The following is a 16,963-nucleotide window of genomic DNA, read 5'->3' as shown; positions in this document are numbered from 1 at the left end:
TTGACTGTCCTGATGATAACCGGGTGCAGTACACGACGAGTCTATGACACTTTCCAGTACGAACAAAGAAACGAATGTATGAAATTACCCGGATCGCAATACGATGAATGTATGGAAAGAGTAAGTAAACCGTTTGATAGATACGATAAAGAACGCAACGAAGCTTTAGTTAAATAGCGTTTTAATATGCAACTTCAATTCGTTCAGTATTAAAATACTTTACTGTTGACCCAGGTACTGGAACAAGCAGAAGGCTGTGCCGTCAGGTGCATTACAGACCGCGAATTGTCCGGTATCGGGAATATCCTGTGGACCCATCATGACATTTCCGCCGTTATCCTTAACGACAGCTATCGTTTCATTTATATTTATAACGGTAAAGTAAGCGTTCCAATGTGGCGGAATATCCTTCATTCCGGGGGGTAAGGCCATCATGCCGCCAATCTCTTCGCCCCTGTTTTTGATCAACGTGTAGTTGTTTTCATCCATAGTCATAGCGCTATACTCCCAGCCGAGAAGATTCTTATAAAAGTCGGCAGCCTGATCGACATTTGTGGTCATGAGCTCCTGCCAGCAAAACATGCCATGCGTTTCACGACTGGCCATTGTGCCTTCACAGTCTTTTGGCTTCGACTGCCAAAGAGAAAAGGCCGCACCGGTCGGATCAAGCAAAACGGCCATACGTCCATAATCAAATACGTCAAAAGGTTCCATCTTGACGGTAGCGCCGAGATTTCTCGCTTTGGTTGTAGATTCATCCACATTCTTCACCTCAATATAATTGCTGATATGAGGTGGCACATTCGCGTTTTTCATTTCATCCGGCATCAGGAAAAGGCCGCCAACACCGCCGCTATCGGCTGTGCTGATCATGGTATAAGTGCCGCCGCAGGGCATTGGGGTTTCAGTGTATTGCCAGTTGAAAACTTTTTGATAAAAAGCCTTTGCTGCTTTTGGGTCAGATGTTGCAAAATCAATCCAGCAAAAATTTCCAGCGATTAATTCTTGGTTCGACATGTCCATATTCCTTTAGGCTGATGTAAATCTAGACGTAGCGATATTTCTTCAATATGACAATACGCTGTGGTGCAAATTAGCTACCTGGAAGATTAGCATATATTGTTCTTCCGTTGGTTGGCGATGTTTTGACTTGATCCATGATACGGTGCAATTACGGTTCACGTTATTCGGCGCGATCACATAAGGCTGACTGCTAGATGTGCACTGTAATACAGTATCCTCTTGGTATGACATAATGGAATGGACGCTCCTTTCTTTTTCAGGGATCATTGCACCACTACATTGGCACTTTGATGCCGTTTTGTGTAGCGGGTTTCCATTCCATTACGTCATAGTCTGCCGACCTATGAAAAATAGACCTTAAAGGTATCGATAAAGGGGTTGAGTTGTTCGTCAGGCAGGGCATTGATGCCGGCAGCGCTTTTTCGGCCGCCACCTGTTTGGAACTGGCTGGCCAGTTTGTCGGCGTGTATTTCTGTTTTGTTAAGCGGTGATCGTATACTGATTTTGTAGGTCTTGTCGGTGTTCTGTGTTATCACGGCATGGGCGCGATCAGGGTGTTGATTGGCAAGCGCATTAATATAAACACCGCTGACGCGGCGCGCCCATTTCTCGTTGTCAAAAAGAACGATTGCGGAGCGGGTGGATTGGTGCAGATAAGGTGTCGATTTGGCTGCGGCCATGTCGTTTGCGTATCCTTCTGCTAATGTATTATAAATTTCCTTTTTTTCATTGATAAAATCAAACGGCGAGGTAAATGGCAGTAAGTGCCGATACAACGCATCAGGATGATAGAATAGGTCGGAAAGATGTTCGCCATAGCTGTTGTAATTGATATAGACGCCCAGTTTTTGCAGCGTGCATAAGGATTCCCGATCGAATCCGGATGATTCACCCAATGTCATGGCGGCCGCATTGAAATTGTCGCCAAATGCTGCAACCAGGGCCCATGCGCGAAATTGACCGTCAATTTTCCGATCTACGAGCAAGCCTGTACAGATAGCCGATGATTGATCATCGATATAAGTTCTTAATTTGGGGTGGCTTACCAGCGTACCGCTTTTATGGTGATCGTAGTATTCAATGGACGCACCCTGGTGCAATAACCGCTGAATGTCGGCGCGGTTTTTTTCAAAAGAGATATCAAGAACGCTGATATGATCGTTCGGCGTGGCTTCAACGTTCTTCAGCAACTGAATATCGCGTTTGACGCCGGTAATTAACTGCGCGTCTTGCGGGTGGGCTTTGCGCAGTTGTATCAGCGCGCAGATGCCGTCGGCATCACCATTAAAAACATCAATATAATTCATTGTCTGACCAGATCCATTTCATCATGTTATTTAAGCAATCTCAGAATATGTTCGATTGCGGCCTCGGGAGACAATGCCGTTGTTGGTATATGCACTTCGGGAGATTCAGGCGGCTCATAGGGGCTGTCGATACCCGTGAAATTTGCCAGATCACCGCTTCGTGCCTTGGCATAAAGACCTTTTACATCCCGGCGCTCGCATTCTTCCAGGTCGGTATCCACGAAAACTTCAATAAACTCATTTTCGGAAAATAGTTCTCGCGCCATGCGTCTTTCGCTTCGGAATGGAGAAATGAAACTCACCAGAACAATCAGCCCCGCGTCCACCATCAGTTTGGCGACTTCCGATACGCGGCGAATATTTTCAACGCGGTCGACTTCGGTAAAACCCAGATCACGGCACAAACCATGCCGGACATTGTCACCATCCAGTAGATAGGTGTGTTTGTTTTCCTGATAAAGGCGTTTTTCCAGCAGATTGGCAATGGTCGATTTGCCTGATCCGGATAGGCCGGTAAACCACACACATTTGGGCGTTTGTTTTTTTTGAGCCGAGCGGGTGGCTTTGTTGAGTTCGTGCATCTGCCAGTGGATATTGCTGGCGCGGCGCAGGGCGAAGTCGATCATGCCGATACCCACTGTTTCGAGCGATTGTCTGTCGATCAGGAGAAAACTATTTAAGCTCCGGCTTTTACCGTGACGATCAAATATCAGTGGTGCGCCGGTGGACAGGCTAACTCTGCCGGCTTCGTTCAGGTTTAATGTTTTGGTGGCTAAACGCGCACCAGTCTGGCTATCCTGGCGGTATTTGATTCCTGTAACCGTGGCCGTGACTTCCTTGCAGGCCAGTTTCATTAAATACTGCCGGCCGGGTATCATGGCATTTTTGTTGAGCCACAAGAGGTTTGCTTCGAACTGATCGGCAATTTCGGGCGGTGCGTTGGCAGCCGCCAGTATGTCGCCGCAATTGATCTCGGCCGGATCAGTCAGTATTGCCGTTACAATATCGCCTGCATGTCCAACTTGGATTTCGTTACAATCGTTTAGCAGAGTTTTTATCTGCGTTTGTGTGCCTGCAGGTAAAATCCGCACAGCGTCACCGGGATGCACTGTACCGGCAATGATCTGTCCACAGATACCCTGACTATCGGTGTTTTGCTGATTTACCCAATGTATCTGCATACGAAAAGCATTTTGCGCATGAATATCGAACACATCCAGCGTATCCAGATATTCAGGCAGGCTGGGACCTGTATACCAGGGCATGTCAGCGTACTTGCGCAATAGGTCGTTTGTATTAAAGCCGGGCACTGGAATTGCCTGGATATCTGCAAATCCCGCGCTGCCGGAAAAAGTATTTAAGTCAGAGACTAGAATATTGAATGTTTTTTCATCAACATGCACTGCATCCATTTGACCGACAGCCATGACGACATGGCGTATACCCAGCATGGCGGCAATTTCGCAATGAAGGCGGGTTTGCGAGAGAATGCCTTTGCGTGCATCGACCAACATAATGGCCGCGTCGGCAATGGATGCGGCCAGGACCATTGTGCGCATATGTTGTTCATGGTGTTCGGACGGTTTGACAATGATATAACGCCGTTTGTCTGAACGGAACAGATGGTGGGCCGAGTTCAAAACGGCTGTTTCCCCGTGTGTCATATGCAAGCCGTCATGTGACAACGTGTGATTCATCTTGTCATTCGATGAATCATGCAGTTGGTCACTGATGCCGTTACAAATCATCACTCGCACTGTCTGTTTGTTATGGTTGCCTGGGCTTGTGTTGAGTGTTCTATTGTTGAGGCTGGTCATTAGGTGTTTGCTGCGCACGTTGTGGAGTACTTGAAAGTTGTCATATTAATCGAACGTGTTTCAGTTTAATCTGTTTCTTGATTTATGGACATAGATGATAACCTTTCACAATCATGTAAAGGTTATCATCCCAGCGATCGTAAAAATAGAAATTGCCTGGAGAGCTGAGAAAATCTTCAGTAGAATAAGCATCGCGATAGCGTTGTTTATATTTCCGGGTTATATTTCCATAGTAACTTCAATGTATTTTAAGATAATAAAATTAAAGTGAGAAAACAAATATGTGCGGAATAGTTGGTCTGTTTGATACGCGTGGAAACAACGAAATAGATCGACAACAACTTGAACGGATGAATCAGGCCCAGCTTCATCGCGGCCCCGATGAAGGTGAAGTTTATATCGAGCCCGGTTTAGGATTGGGTCATCGCCGCCTTTCAATTATGGATGTCGCCAGTGGCCAGCAACCGCTTTTTAATGAGGATGGCAGCGTTGTCGTGGTATTTAACGGGGAGATATATAACTATCAAACGCTTGCGAAGCAATTGATCGATTCCGGACATCAGTTCAGAACACATTGCGATACCGAAGTGATCGTGCATGCCTGGGAAGAATGGGGCGAACAGTGTGTAAACCATTTTCGAGGTATGTTCGCATTTGGTTTGTGGGATCGCAATCAGGAAACGCTCTTTTTAGCGCGTGACCGTCTCGGTATTAAGCCGTTGTATTATGCACTTCTTGATAACGGTCAGTTTGTTTTTTCATCCGAATTGAAAGCGATTATTGCACACCCGGCGTTGCGCCGGGAGATGGATCCGTGCGCGATAGAAGATTATTTCGCTTATGGCTATATTCCTGAACCGAAGACTATTTTTAAACAGGCCAGTAAACTGTCGCCGGGATATTCTCTGAAAATTCAGCGCGGACAAATGCAAATACAGCCGCAAAAATACTGGGATGTACCTTTTAGGCAACAAGATGTAATGGATACGTCTGAGGCTCAGGAGGCGCTGATTGCCAAATTACGCGAGTCCGTTGATATTCATTTGATGACCGAAGTGCCGCTGGGCGCTTTTTTGTCCGGTGGTGTCGATTCGAGTGCGGTTGTGGCGATGATGAGCGGTATTATGCATGAACCTGTCAATACCTGTTCGATATCATTTGGTGATCCTGCTTTCAACGAATCACGCTATGCTCAGGAAGTGGCTGATCGATACCATACCAACCATCATGTTGAACAAGTTGAGCATGATGATTTTGATCTGATCGATAAACTGGCCTTGTTGTACGATGAGCCGTTTGCGGACAGCTCTGCGCTGCCTACATACCGCGTTTGTGAACTGGCGCGCCAAAGAGTCACTGTGGTGCTCTCAGGGGACGGTGGGGATGAAAATCTGGCCGGTTACCGGCGTTATCGCTGGCATATGTACGAGGAAAAATTACGATCTATTATGCCGCTGTCGCTGCGCAAACCGTTGTTTGGTCTGCTGGGTAATGTTTATCCCAAGGCTGATTGGGCGCCCCGGATGTTTCGTGCCAAGGCCACTTTTGAGTCGTTGGCGCGCGATTCCGTTGAAGGTTATTTTCACAGCGTTTCGATTATGAGTGACAAAATGCGGCAGCGCTTGTTCACATCTTCATTCCGAAACGATCTGCATGAATATCAAGCGGTCAATGTGCTGAGAAATTATGCACAACAATGCCCGGTTGATGATCCGTTGTCGCGCGTGCAATATCTTGATATGAAGACCTATCTGGTTGGCGATATACTGACTAAAGTAGACAGGGCCAGTATGGCACATGCCCTGGAAGTAAGGGTGCCTCTGCTTGATCATGAACTGGTTGAGTGGATCTCCACCGTACCTGCTTCACTCAAACTGAAGGATGGTGAAGGCAAGTACATTTTTAAAAAGGCATTAGAACCTTACCTGTCCGATAATATACTTTATCGAAATAAAATGGGTTTTTCAGTGCCGCTTGCGGACTGGTTCAGAGGGCCCTTGCGCCAGCGGGTGCGTGACGCAATACTGGGGCCGGTATTGGCTGAAACCGGTATTTTTAACCGGGCATATCTTGAGGAAATGGTCGATCATCATCAGTCAGGAAAACGCGATTACAGCGCACCCTTGTGGACTCTACTGATGTTCGAGTCTTTTATACGGAATATCGTTAAAGGCGAAGGGCAGTTTGTGTACGAAAAGAAACAGGTTGCATAAATTGATTTTAAAAAGATGAGTCGTCTGGCATTAAAACCGTTGGAAAATATTTTCGAGACAAGCAATGCGTGGCAAAAACAAATGACAAAATTGCTGCAGGCAAATTGTGGATGGCTGGAAACCGGTTTGATAGGTGAGCCAGTTCGGTACAAAACCGTGGACGCTATGAAGCGCTGAATGAAGTGTTTTAATAAGTCCAATCATAACGTGGCTCAATTGCGATAGTACATCTTATGCAGGCCGAATTTATTCTATTTTAGATGGCGTTAATCCTGAGGCTGTCTGGAATCTCGAAGCATTTCGTCTGCTCAGTCAACTGTACGAGTTAGCCGTGCATCCGGCTGAATTTGCTAATCCAGCGCCGGCTATTACCATTGCTAAATGATTAGTGCCCATTTTGATCCTGCCGAATAAATAAGCATTATGGGCCTTTTTTAACGCAGCGGCGGCAACGCAGATAGCCTGATAAATGACCCGCCGGTGCCAGAAAGTACGGCGTTATACTGTGAAGATTTAAGCCTTGTGGCTGCAAATATGCTCGAGTAACCCCTGGCTGGCTTCTTCAATCATGTCCAGTACCATCTCAAAACCCTGATCTCCACCGAAATATGGATCGGCTACCTCCTGATCACTGTAAATGCCCTTGCTATAGCGCGTTAACAGCTGAAGCTTGTCAATATGATGATTCGGGCAACGCTGCTGCAAAAGCGCAAGATTCTCATTGTCCATCGCCAGAATATAATCGAAATGGTTGAAGTCATCGGCGGCCACCTTGCGGGCGCGTAGATCATGCATTTGATAACCGCGTTTCAAGGCAAATTTTTGTGCGCGATGGTCGGGCGGATTGCCGATATGATAGGCATGGGTACCGGCGGAGTCCACAATAATCTCATGCTCAAGTCCGGCTTTTTGTACGGTGTATCTGAAGACAGCATCTGCGGTTGGCGAACGACAGATATTACCCATGCAGACGAAAAGAACGCTGGTTTTTCTCATTGGCTATGAACTCATATGATTGCTGATATAGTTTGTATCATCTGTATTATACAATTTTATCCAAAATCTGAGTATTTTCAATCTTCGTACAGGTAGCGGGATTTGTGAAAGTTTGAGTGAATTTACTAAAATGAGTGGCTTGTATCTGTCATGTGTAAGCGTTATTGATTGACTGAAATCTCGCATTAGTGTTCCTGTAGAGAAAGGTGTAGAATTGTCGCTTTTTTATTGGGGGCCCATTTTGTAATAGTGGGTCAATGGTGAGTGGCTTTTTACGTTCAAAAATATGGAGGTACTTCGGTCGGAAGTACCGAGCGCATCAGAAATGTTGCCCGCAGGGTAGCTAAATTTCATGATCAGGGCCATCAGATTATAGTGGTTGTTTCGGCTATGAGCGGTGAAACGAATCGACTGATTGCTTTGGCCCGCGAAGTGCAGGACAACCCGGATCCACGCGAGCTGGATGTAATGGTGTCGACAGGAGAACAGGTCTCTATCGCATTGCTGTCAATGGCACTAAAGGAACTCAATGTCAAAGCGAAAAGTTATACAGGGGCGCAGGTAAAAATACTGACTGATAGTGCTTATACTAAAGCGCGTATCTTAAACATTGATGCTGACAATATCCGGGCAGACCTCGAAGATGGCTGTGTTGTGATTGTTGCCGGATTTCAGGGGGTTGATGAAAAAGGCAATATTACAACACTGGGACGCGGCGGCTCTGATACGACGGGTGTTGCCCTGGCAGCAGCGCTAAAAGCCGATGAATGTCAGATTTATACGGATGTTGATGGTATCTATACAACTGATCCGCGTGTTGTACCTGAAGCCAGGCGTCTGAACAGCATCACATTTGAAGAAATGCTTGAAATGGCGAGTCTGGGTTCTAAGGTTTTGCAGTTAAGATCTGTAGAATTTGCAGGCAAATATAAAGTGAAGTTGAGAGTTTTATCCAGCTTTGAAGAAGAAGGGCAGGGTACGCTGATTACTTTTGAGGAAGACGGAAATATGGAACAGGCTGTAATCTCAGGCATTGCATTTAATCGTGACGAAGCAAAAATCACTGTACTGGGTGTGCCGGATCATCCAGGTATTGCCTACCAGATCCTGGGTCCGGTGGCGGATGCCAATATTGATGTAGATATGATTATTCAAAATGTCAGTCATGATGACCTGACCGATTTTTCATTTACTGTCCATCGCAACGACTTTAATAACACGATGAATATCATTCGGGAAAAGATTCAGCCGCATATCGGCGCGCGCGATGTCATCGGGGGTGATAGAATTGCAAAAGTTTCTGTTGTTGGCGTTGGTATGCGCTCTCATGCAGGCATTGCCAGCAAAATGTTCCGGGTTCTGGCGGAAGAGGGCATTAACATCCAAATGATCGGTACTTCTGAAATAAAGGTTTCGGTTGTGGTTGATGAAAAATATATGGAACTTGCGGTACGCGTGTTACATAAAGCATTTGATCTGGAACAACCGCTGTAAATTCTATACAATAGTGGGCTTTATCAAGATTTGACCGGGATAACATAACCCGTTATCCTTCTCCAGTTCGAATTTGGAGAGATGGCCGAGTGGTCGAAGGCGCTCCCCTGCTAAGGGAGTATGGGGTTTATAGCCTCATCGAGGGTTCGAATCCCTCTCTCTCCGCCATAAATGCTTCAATGCATTCCCAAGATTGCCTATTTATTCATAATAAACAATGGTATTGCAATATTTTTGCTAACCTTTGGCAATCCGCGCAAATGTGAGTAACAATTTAAATTTGTGAGTGACTATAATAGTTGAGTCGGCCCGACTTTTTCGGAGACTTTTTTGTTTGAATCAAACTGTATCAGCCGACTCTTCCAATTGGCGATAATATGCCATTTCAAATTCTGCCGGTGGAATATTTCCAATCGGTTCCGGTAACCGTTGATTGTTGAACAGTCAACCCACTTCACAGCAGCAAATTCTACTTCATCAATATTGCATCAGGAACCGCGATGCCGTATGACTTCCGTCTTGTATAACCCGTTAATTGTTTCTGCCAGCGCAATTGTCGTAAGAATCGCCAACACTGCCCACAGAAGTATCAATGTTGGCTTCTGCCAGGCGTTCCGTATAACGAATCGACAGATATTGACTATCACTATGATGGACTAACTTTGGTTTCCCGCCGTGCCCACAAGGCCTGTTCCAATGCATCAAGCACCATATCAGTATACAATGATCGGCTGACCCGCCAACCAACAATACAACGTGCAAAAACATCCGTGATAAATGCCACGTAAACAAATCCTGTCCAGGTTGCTACAAACATTATGTCTGCTACCCACAGCTGATTCGGACGGGTCGCTACCAATTGTCGATTAACCTTATCTGCCGGGCGATCAAGCAAGTCGTTTGCAGTTGTTGTCCAGCACTTCTTGCCGCGCCGGACGCCTGTATCCCAAGCTTCTTCACCAACCGTTCGACTGTGCAACGTGCAACACGAATACCTTCTCGCAACAGTTGTCGCCATATTTTGTTTGCGCCATAGGCTAAAAGTTGTTTTTCCATACGCGTTGTATATCGCATTCAAGCGCTTTGTCTCGCTTAATGCGATCTGGCAACCGATCAGGATCACGTTCACGCGCTTTGTACCTATAGTAGTTTGACGGGGTAATCTGAAGTTGCCTGCAAATCGGCTCGACTCCGTACTGTTTCTTGTGCTGATCAACAAATACCACGGTCACTTCGGTCGGCGGTCGAGTTCCGCATGGGTAAAATATGCGGATGCCTTGCGTAATATCTCATTTGCCCGCTTCAATTCACGGTTCTCACGATCCGCGGTTGATATGCCTCCTCGAATTCTTTGGTCAGCTTCTGATTGCCGTACCCATTTACGCAGCGTCTCAGCGGTACAACCTATCTTAGATGATATCGATTCCAATGCGGCCCACTGCGATTCATACTCTCCCTGGTGCGCTTGCAACAGCCGGACAGCCCGTTCACGAACATCCGGTGAATATCTTACTTGTTTTTTTATGACCCTATCCTCTCAAGAAATAGAGTCTCCTGCAAACTCGGGGCGGTTCAATTCAGGAACTTTCCAAAAATTGGACAATGCCGATAAAAAACTGGAAAGCTGCTTTGAATCGTTTTATGATCGAATTCGAGGATCGATTAAATGGGTATGTTTGAACCTGACAGTTACACAGTTTAATTTACAGTCCCTTCAAAAAGGAAACAACTATTGGAACGCAATAGTAATATCGAGCAAAATACACTACAAGGCACTGCACGATCTTACCTTGACATTCATTCACATTGGCGCAACCAAGGAATTCCGACTTTGACAACCCTAAGCGGTACTTTTAGCGCCAATCAGGCACTTTGGTATCAATGGGTACAAGAAGAAGGCAGGAGGACAACAGTTTGGTCACCAATCAAATCTAAGTCACTGTCAATCAGTTGGCTGGAAAGTTTACTTGCTGAACCCAATCTGCATCATCAATTATTACTATCCCTGGCAGAAATTCGTCGGTGTTCGATAGATCAAATTCTTTCTGGATTGATGAATAAATCGAGTTATGAGCTGGATATTTTGCAACAACAATTAACTGCCAAAATTACCACCCAAGGCTCGTTGCTTGTGCGTTGGTTTCTTGAGCAAATTTCATTATCACAGAAATTAGTACCGGACTCGGCTGCCGATTTGCTTCAAATTATGAAAATAGAAGATGAGCAATTTTTACCACATGGAATCATGGTGTTTAAAGAATTGCTACCCGAGAATATTTTGCCAAGCTTGTTAATAGAGATCATAGATATTGATTTGTCTTGTTCACCTTTAACACTCAAATTGATGCAAACAGCAGAAAACTTACCAAGTCTCCCGATTGCATTATCTGTTCTGCCTTCAACTTTGTATGATTATTTTACGACCGCATCTGAATCAAGATTTAAAACAATGCTGCATAATGGAAGGATAGAAGTACATTCAGATAAAAATTTGCGCTACAGTTTGCCAGAAGAAGTTGACAGTGTTTTGTGCAAATATGGTGCGTCTACACAATTGATTGATGAAGCAAATTCCTTATTCCAACTTGTTGCTGATAAGCATTATGATAGTGTAACTGTCCGTAGCCAAGCTGAATTGTTTTTATTCCATATCTTAGAATTAATGCCGGATACGCGCGGAGTTTTCAAGTTAAATCTCAGAATGCCTTTTCCTTTTGGCAAACAACCAATGGAAATTGATTTATATTCGGTTTCTGATCAAATAGCCGTTGAGATAGATGGTTATTATCATTTTCAGGAGCCAGAAAACTGGCGGCGAGATCGTCGTAAGGATTTGTTGTTACAGATGCATGGCATTTTGGTCTTGCGTTTTTTGGCAGAAGATGTCGTTTCTGAGTTGGAAGAAATTCTTGAAACTATTCGCTATGCATTACAGTTTCGTCGTGAAAAAATAAAATAAGAGAGCCAGCAATGAATAAAGTAAACGATTTGATGCTTCAAGAGTTTATCCAAATTCGGTTTCTATCTTCACCCGATAATGAACTGATTCTTAGTGAATTAAAAAAATCGTTAAAACATTTTTTCTTCAATCCACCTTCCAATAACGAATGGTTACATGAGATTCAGCAATTAGTTAATGAAGGTGCGTTACAAACTATCGGCAAGGCTCGTTATCAACTAACACCTCAGGGAAGAAAAGCTGCTCTACAGGTATTAGGGTTATCCTCATTGCCTGTAAACACTCGGTGGCAAACAATAAAAAATTGTTATCTAATTTCAGTTGTTCTTGGACTACCTGCACCTGTAAATGAACGCGATCGCCAACGCATTGCCAGTGCTGATGGTCTTCGAGCTAGTATTTTAGCTAACGCCTACCAATTATCAACGGATGCTTACCCTACATTGACCAAGGCACGAGACAGCCTACTTTGGCAGCAATTGATCGACACAACGGTAGCTGCAAACTTGCAAAAAAAAATATCAGCTTCTAATTCGAAGAATATCAGACCTTTTACACAAGGCTCAGTTATGGCTTTGTTGCTGAGTAATCTGCTGGGTGCAGAACGTGAATTATCTTGGGAATCTGCTCTGAAACAACTGGTAGCAAAAGCGGTAAATGCTCGACGCACAGATCCAGAAGAACTTCGTATAGCTATTCTGAAAACCGCCACAATAAAATCATTAATTCCCGCACAAAAACACAAATACGCATTACAAGATCCGCCAATCCCTAAGCTAGACTTGGAATCTTTTGCCGCCCAAGTAATGCAATCCGCAAATCGCTGTCAGACAGGCAGGTTTGGTGATAACAAGATTTTTATTTCGCATGTCTGGCGGCAGATGGAACTTGATGGTACGCAATTTGGATTGGATTTAAATCAATTCAAGCTTTATCTAACACTCGCTAATAATAAAGGATTAATCAGCATGACTCATGCAGATCTAACGTATGCCATGGATCGAAGAGATGTCTCTGCATCAGAAACCCCCTATCTGAACGCAACATTCCATTTTATACGATTGGAGTCATAAGATGTTTGATACAGACAAGCACTTAAAAATTTTTTGCTCACGCGTAAAGGAAGATGTATTCCAGGCAATTACTCATCAAAATCAGGTTTGGCAATCTGATCCTTATGATGTGGAAAACATACATCAAGAAAGCCGAGATTGTTTTCAGCGTTTATTAAATCGTATTAATGTGCTGGAATCTTCTGACTCAGGCCGAATTATGTTACTACTGGGTGAGTCTGGCGCTGGAAAAACGCATCTCATGCGAGCATTTCGTAATTTTACGCATGAAAAAGCGCTAGGTTATTTTGCCTATATGCAAATGACTTCGTCTTTTTCAAATTATTCTAGTTATGCGCTTCGTTACACTATTGATTCACTCGACAAACCTTATCATGAATCGAATGGAAGTGTAACAGGGTTAATGCGTTTGTCTACTGCATTAATTGAAGAACAAAATGTTGTGTCACAAAATGACATAGACCGTCTACGCAATAGTGCATTAAATCGAAGTGAATTAACTGACTTAATTCACAAAATAGCTGACGATATCCTGAACAAGAAAAGCGAGAGATTTAAAGGAGTAGATCTTGATCTGATTCGCGTGCTACTTTATTTGCAAAGTGAAGATCCTGCTACTCACTTCCGAGTTAGCAAATATCTTCGCTGTGAAGACCTGTCCGAATATGATCGTAAAATTTTGGGGGATATGAAGCCAAGACTGCAGGAAGAAGACCCTCAACGCTTGTTGCAGGCACTGGCTCATCTGATAATGGCAACCGATTCAGGTTCTTTAATTATCTGTCTCGACCAACTGGAAGATATCTATCCTGCGGATGAGGCAGAAGTGAAGTTCCGTCGAACCATGGAAACGATGATTAAGTTAGCACAATTACCCAATGTAATAGTTGTGATTGCCTGCTTAAACGATATCTATACTTTGCTCAGAAATAGTTTACCTTCACCTCAGCTTGACCGTATTGAACATGATCCTGATACGATATATTTAAAAGCAGGACGTGATGAGGCTGAAATAAGAAATTTAATCACAATTCGCTTGCAAGATCTTTATCAGAGCAAACACATTGATTTAAAAGATAACGAACCACTCTATCCTTTTCGAAACGAAACGCCGTCACGATTGGCACAAATGAGCACTCGTCAAGTTCTTGATTGGTGTCGCCAGCAGCGCGAGCTATCAATACAGACAAGCCAAATACCTAGTTTTCCTGATATCGAGATTCCAGTTGGTGATGATACACCATCATCATCACAACCTCCGATATTACAGTTTAATCAATTGTGGAATGATTATCTTGTAGATTCACATTCAGCACCCGAAACAGACGGTGCGATGCTGCAATTGCTCAATCGCTCTATTACACATTGCAACGCTGAATTAAATAACACATTTAAATTTCGAGCGATGCAACAGAGTGACTATCTGAATATCGATATACAAAATGTTGCTGGTGATACTGAACAACAACTAACCATAGGGTTATGCCAAAAAGCTCCACAAGGTGGCGCTCTGGCGAGACAAATTGATCAATTACAAATAATTGCCGGGACTCGTATTGCGATTGCTCTACGATCTGCTGAATTTCCCTCTGATCCCAAAACTAAAATTGCAGTGCGTTTAGGCGAATTTGTTGCAATGGGCGGTAAACGCGTAATAGTCTCTGATTCCGATTGGCGTGCGATGGTGGCAATGGAATCTTTTCGTAAGCAATATGAGCAACAGCCTCAGTTTCTGCACTGGTTGCAAACTGAACGACCATTACTCGGCTTGCCTTCATTTCAACACATTCTTGACATAAAAGTTTTTGACACCAAAACAATAAACAAACCATTATCACCGGAAGAAATAACGTCTGCCATTGATGCCGGAACAGATACTATACCAATACAACCATTAACCGATGGTACTCAACTGGTAATCGGTATTAATCAAGATTATCAACAATATCCATATGTAATGACAGTTGAAAAATTGGTGCGCCACGCTGCTTTCCTGGGTGGCTCTGGAAGTGGAAAAACGACTCTAGCACTTAATATCATCGAACAATTACTGCTTCAAGGTATTCCGGCAATTTTGTTGGATCGGAAAGGTGATCTCTGCAGTTATGCGCTTGAGGAAGCATGGCGAAATCCAATAGTCGATTCAAAGCGCAAGCAAATGCGGAACGCATTACATGACAGAATAGAAGTTATGGTTTATACACCTGGCGCAGTTGGTGGCCAGGGACGCCCATTAGGTATTCCTGTCGCGCCAAATGGATTGGGGAATTTATCAACAGGTGAATGTTTGCAGTTGGCCAATCACGCTGCATTTTCGCTAGGAAAAATATTGGGTTACAAAGAGCAGAGTCGTCAAGACAAACAAAAAATCGCAGTTTTAGGACAAGCAATCTCGGTTCTCAGTAAATTAAATCCAGATGAACCTTTGGCGTTTGATCATTTAATGGACTTCATTGATAAGAAAGATCCAGTCTTACTGAACGCAATTGGCAAGCTTGATACCAAGCTATTCAATAGACTCGTTGAGGATTTACAAACATTAAGCCTGACAAATGGCAATCTTTTCGCTCAATCAGGTGAATTGCTGAGTACAGAAAATCTATTTGGACTTTCATCTAATAACAAGACAAAAACAAATAGTACCCGCTTAAGTATTATAAGTACCGCATCTCTAGGCAGCAATGACAATATTCTTTTTTGGGTTTCACAGCTTTTATTGGAGATAGGACGTTTTGCTGCAAAATCACCTAGTGACAAACTGCAGGGTGTCATTTTTTTTGACGAAGCAGACCTTTATTTGCCTGCACAATCTAAACCGGCAACGAAAGAACCTCTAGAAAGCCTTCTCAGACGTGCTCGTTCTGCAGGTATCGGATTGATGCTGGCGACCCAAAGTCCTGGTGATATGGATTATAAATCCCGTGATCAGATTTCTTCCTGGTTTCTTGGGCGCATTAAAGAAAAAACTGCACTTGATAAATTACGTCCAGTATTTAATGATTCGAGAGAAGATATAGCCAGTAAACTGCCTATCCAGTCAACTGGGGAGTTTTATGCGATACATAATGGAGAGATTCGTAGTATTAAAGCAAATACTTCCCTAGTGCAAGCAAAGCAGGTGCCAATGGATGAAATTATGAAACTTGCGAGTAAGAAACCAGAAAATCGAATTTCAACATTTTTTCAAAATTTATTTCCAACCAAGTAATTTTCGGAACGAAGTAGCACGCGAGAGCAGTACTTACAATTCTACAATTATCTGAATCGCCTCTAATGATTAGAGTTAATTGAAATTTTGTAAGGTTTGTTTGCAGAAAGAAGAATAAGCATAAAAAATGGATTTGCCGACGAAATATTAATGGATTTCTAAAACATGGGGATGTAGGTATTCTGACAAAAGTGGTTTAAGGATTTGGAAACGGAGAATGCGCGAATCAAACGCTAACGATCGAAACGACTCTAGATTCGGACAGCAATATCTTATCAAACAACAATAATTCTACCATGTGTGACGGCTTCAATATCATGATCATAAAATTTAGCTCCCCAGTCCGACGCTCAATTACCTATTTTATTGCGTAGTGGGGACGTTACCTGGGTAACGTGGGGTAGACGTCAGAGTGGGACTATTTGACCATTTCCCAATGATGGTTGAGTGCGGCTTGATTTCATCAAAAAACGGTAAATGGGAGCTTTGGCACCCGATGCCAGTTTTAATTATCTCTGGCCAGTTCAAGAAAAAAGACCATGATCATTAGTCTCACTGGAAAGACCTGGATAATAGAATGACAATACAGAGTTTATTGGCTGAAAGAAAAAATAAGAAACGGGTTTATTTTGTTACTATCGACACACCACCAGAGTATGCTTGGATACATGGCTACTGGCCGAGATTGATTCGTTTGAAAGATAGCCAAAATTAGCGTACTAACGATAGTTATAAGTTAAAAGAATCTAAAATAAATACAGGTTATGCTCCAAAATTCCAGTATGCCTTCCAATGAGTCAGATGTCTGAAACTTGTCGCCAGGTGATGTAGATTCTAACTATAATACACAAGTAAAGTACCTTTAATTATTAG

The 16,963-nt window shown here is 43.6% G+C and carries 11 protein-coding genes, 1 tRNA gene, 1 pseudogene and 1 other annotated feature; of the genes and pseudogenes, 8 read left to right on the top strand and 5 right to left on the bottom strand.

Annotated features, from left to right (window positions below; translation table 11 throughout):
• Positions 1-219: 219 nt before the first annotated feature.
• The 3 genes from C8R11_RS05000 to cysC all read right to left on the bottom strand — a co-directional run bounded on the left by C8R11_RS05000 (position 220) and on the right by cysC (position 4,147).
• Entirely contained in the window at positions 220-1,017 is a 798-nt protein-coding gene (locus C8R11_RS05000) for a VOC family protein (RefSeq protein ID WP_181258162.1), read from the bottom strand.
• A 347-nt stretch (positions 1,018-1,364) separates the two neighbouring features.
• Positions 1,365-2,330, bottom strand: a complete 966-nt coding sequence (locus C8R11_RS04995) for a DHHA1 domain-containing protein (RefSeq protein WP_107794744.1) — start codon at positions 2,328-2,330, stop codon at positions 1,365-1,367.
• 26 nt (positions 2,331-2,356) lie between these two features.
• Entirely contained in the window at positions 2,357-4,147 is a 1,791-nt protein-coding gene (cysC, locus tag C8R11_RS04990; RefSeq protein WP_107794743.1) for an adenylyl-sulfate kinase, read from the bottom strand.
• Positions 4,148-4,428: 281 nt separating this feature from the next.
• Here cysC and C8R11_RS04985 point away from each other — a divergent pair, with 281 nt between their 5' ends.
• On the top strand, positions 4,429-6,360 hold the full coding sequence (locus tag C8R11_RS04985) for an XrtA/PEP-CTERM system amidotransferase (protein ID WP_107794742.1): 1,932 nt from the start codon (positions 4,429-4,431) through the stop codon (positions 6,358-6,360).
• 15 nt (positions 6,361-6,375) lie between these two features.
• Complete coding sequence (locus C8R11_RS16080; RefSeq protein ID WP_181258161.1) at positions 6,376-6,537, top strand: hypothetical protein; 162 nt, start codon at positions 6,376-6,378, stop codon at positions 6,535-6,537.
• Positions 6,538-6,873: 336 nt separating this feature from the next.
• On the opposite strand, the gene C8R11_RS04980 is transcribed toward C8R11_RS16080, so the two are convergent.
• The gene (locus C8R11_RS04980; protein WP_107794741.1) at positions 6,874-7,356 is read right to left on the bottom strand and encodes a low molecular weight protein-tyrosine-phosphatase; all 483 of its coding nucleotides are present in this window, start codon (positions 7,354-7,356) and stop codon (positions 6,874-6,876) included.
• A 264-nt stretch (positions 7,357-7,620) separates the two neighbouring features.
• On the opposite strand from C8R11_RS04980, the gene C8R11_RS04975 reads away from it, so the two are divergent.
• On the top strand, positions 7,621-8,850 hold the full coding sequence (locus C8R11_RS04975) for an aspartate kinase (RefSeq protein WP_090701280.1): 1,230 nt from the start codon (positions 7,621-7,623) through the stop codon (positions 8,848-8,850).
• Positions 8,851-8,925: 75 nt separating this feature from the next.
• Positions 8,926-9,018, top strand: a tRNA-Ser gene (locus C8R11_RS04970).
• Positions 9,019-9,189: 171 nt separating this feature from the next.
• On the opposite strand, the pseudogene C8R11_RS04965 reads toward C8R11_RS04970, so the two are convergent.
• Positions 9,190-10,375, bottom strand: a pseudogene (locus C8R11_RS04965) (IS3 family transposase).
• Positions 10,005-10,121: a sequence feature (AL1L pseudoknot), on the bottom strand. Its footprint overlaps the pseudogene before it by 117 nt.
• Before the next feature lie 207 nt (positions 10,376-10,582).
• Between C8R11_RS04965 and C8R11_RS04955 the strand changes: the two are divergent.
• The 4 genes from C8R11_RS04955 (at position 10,583) to C8R11_RS16075 (ending at position 16,805) form a co-directional block, all read left to right on the top strand.
• Complete coding sequence (locus C8R11_RS04955) at positions 10,583-11,809, top strand: endonuclease domain-containing protein (protein ID WP_107794740.1); 1,227 nt, start codon at positions 10,583-10,585, stop codon at positions 11,807-11,809.
• A gap of 11 nt (positions 11,810-11,820) precedes the next feature.
• Positions 11,821-12,882, top strand: a complete 1,062-nt coding sequence (locus tag C8R11_RS04950; protein WP_146159074.1) for a hypothetical protein — start codon at positions 11,821-11,823, stop codon at positions 12,880-12,882.
• A 1-nt stretch (position 12,883) separates the two neighbouring features.
• The gene (locus tag C8R11_RS04945; protein WP_107794738.1) at positions 12,884-16,090 is read left to right on the top strand and encodes an AAA family ATPase; all 3,207 of its coding nucleotides are present in this window, start codon (positions 12,884-12,886) and stop codon (positions 16,088-16,090) included.
• Between the two features lie 577 nt (positions 16,091-16,667).
• Entirely contained in the window at positions 16,668-16,805 is a 138-nt protein-coding gene (locus C8R11_RS16075) for a hypothetical protein (protein ID WP_181258160.1), read from the top strand.
• Positions 16,806-16,963 lie beyond the last annotated feature (158 nt).

It is taken from the genome of Nitrosomonas aestuarii (assembly GCF_003046585.1).
In the GTDB taxonomy this organism is placed as follows: domain Bacteria; phylum Pseudomonadota; class Gammaproteobacteria; order Burkholderiales; family Nitrosomonadaceae; genus Nitrosomonas; species Nitrosomonas aestuarii.
Note: the sequence above shows the minus strand (reverse complement) of the source record. Positions and strands in the feature narration are given on the sequence as shown.

Bases quoted from the DNA above. Each gene is read 5' to 3' on its own strand.
- C8R11_RS05000 (WP_181258162.1), bottom strand. From the start codon at position 1,017: ATGTCGAACCAAGAATTAATCGCTGGAAATTTTTGCTGGATTGATTTT.
- C8R11_RS04995 (WP_107794744.1), bottom strand. From the start codon at position 2,330: ATGAATTATATTGATGTTTTTAATGGTGATGCCGACGGCATCTGCGCG.
- cysC (WP_107794743.1), bottom strand. From the start codon at position 4,147: ATGACCAGCCTCAACAATAGAACACTCAACACAAGCCCAGGCAACCAT.
- C8R11_RS04985 (WP_107794742.1), top strand. From the start codon at position 4,429: ATGTGCGGAATAGTTGGTCTGTTTGATACGCGTGGAAACAACGAAATA.
- C8R11_RS16080 (WP_181258161.1), top strand. From the start codon at position 6,376: ATGAGTCGTCTGGCATTAAAACCGTTGGAAAATATTTTCGAGACAAGC.
- C8R11_RS04980 (WP_107794741.1), bottom strand. From the start codon at position 7,356: ATGAGAAAAACCAGCGTTCTTTTCGTCTGCATGGGTAATATCTGTCGT.
- C8R11_RS04950 (WP_146159074.1), top strand. From the start codon at position 11,821: ATGAATAAAGTAAACGATTTGATGCTTCAAGAGTTTATCCAAATTCGG.
- C8R11_RS04945 (WP_107794738.1), top strand. From the start codon at position 12,884: ATGTTTGATACAGACAAGCACTTAAAAATTTTTTGCTCACGCGTAAAG.
- C8R11_RS16075 (WP_181258160.1), top strand. From the start codon at position 16,668: ATGACAATACAGAGTTTATTGGCTGAAAGAAAAAATAAGAAACGGGTT.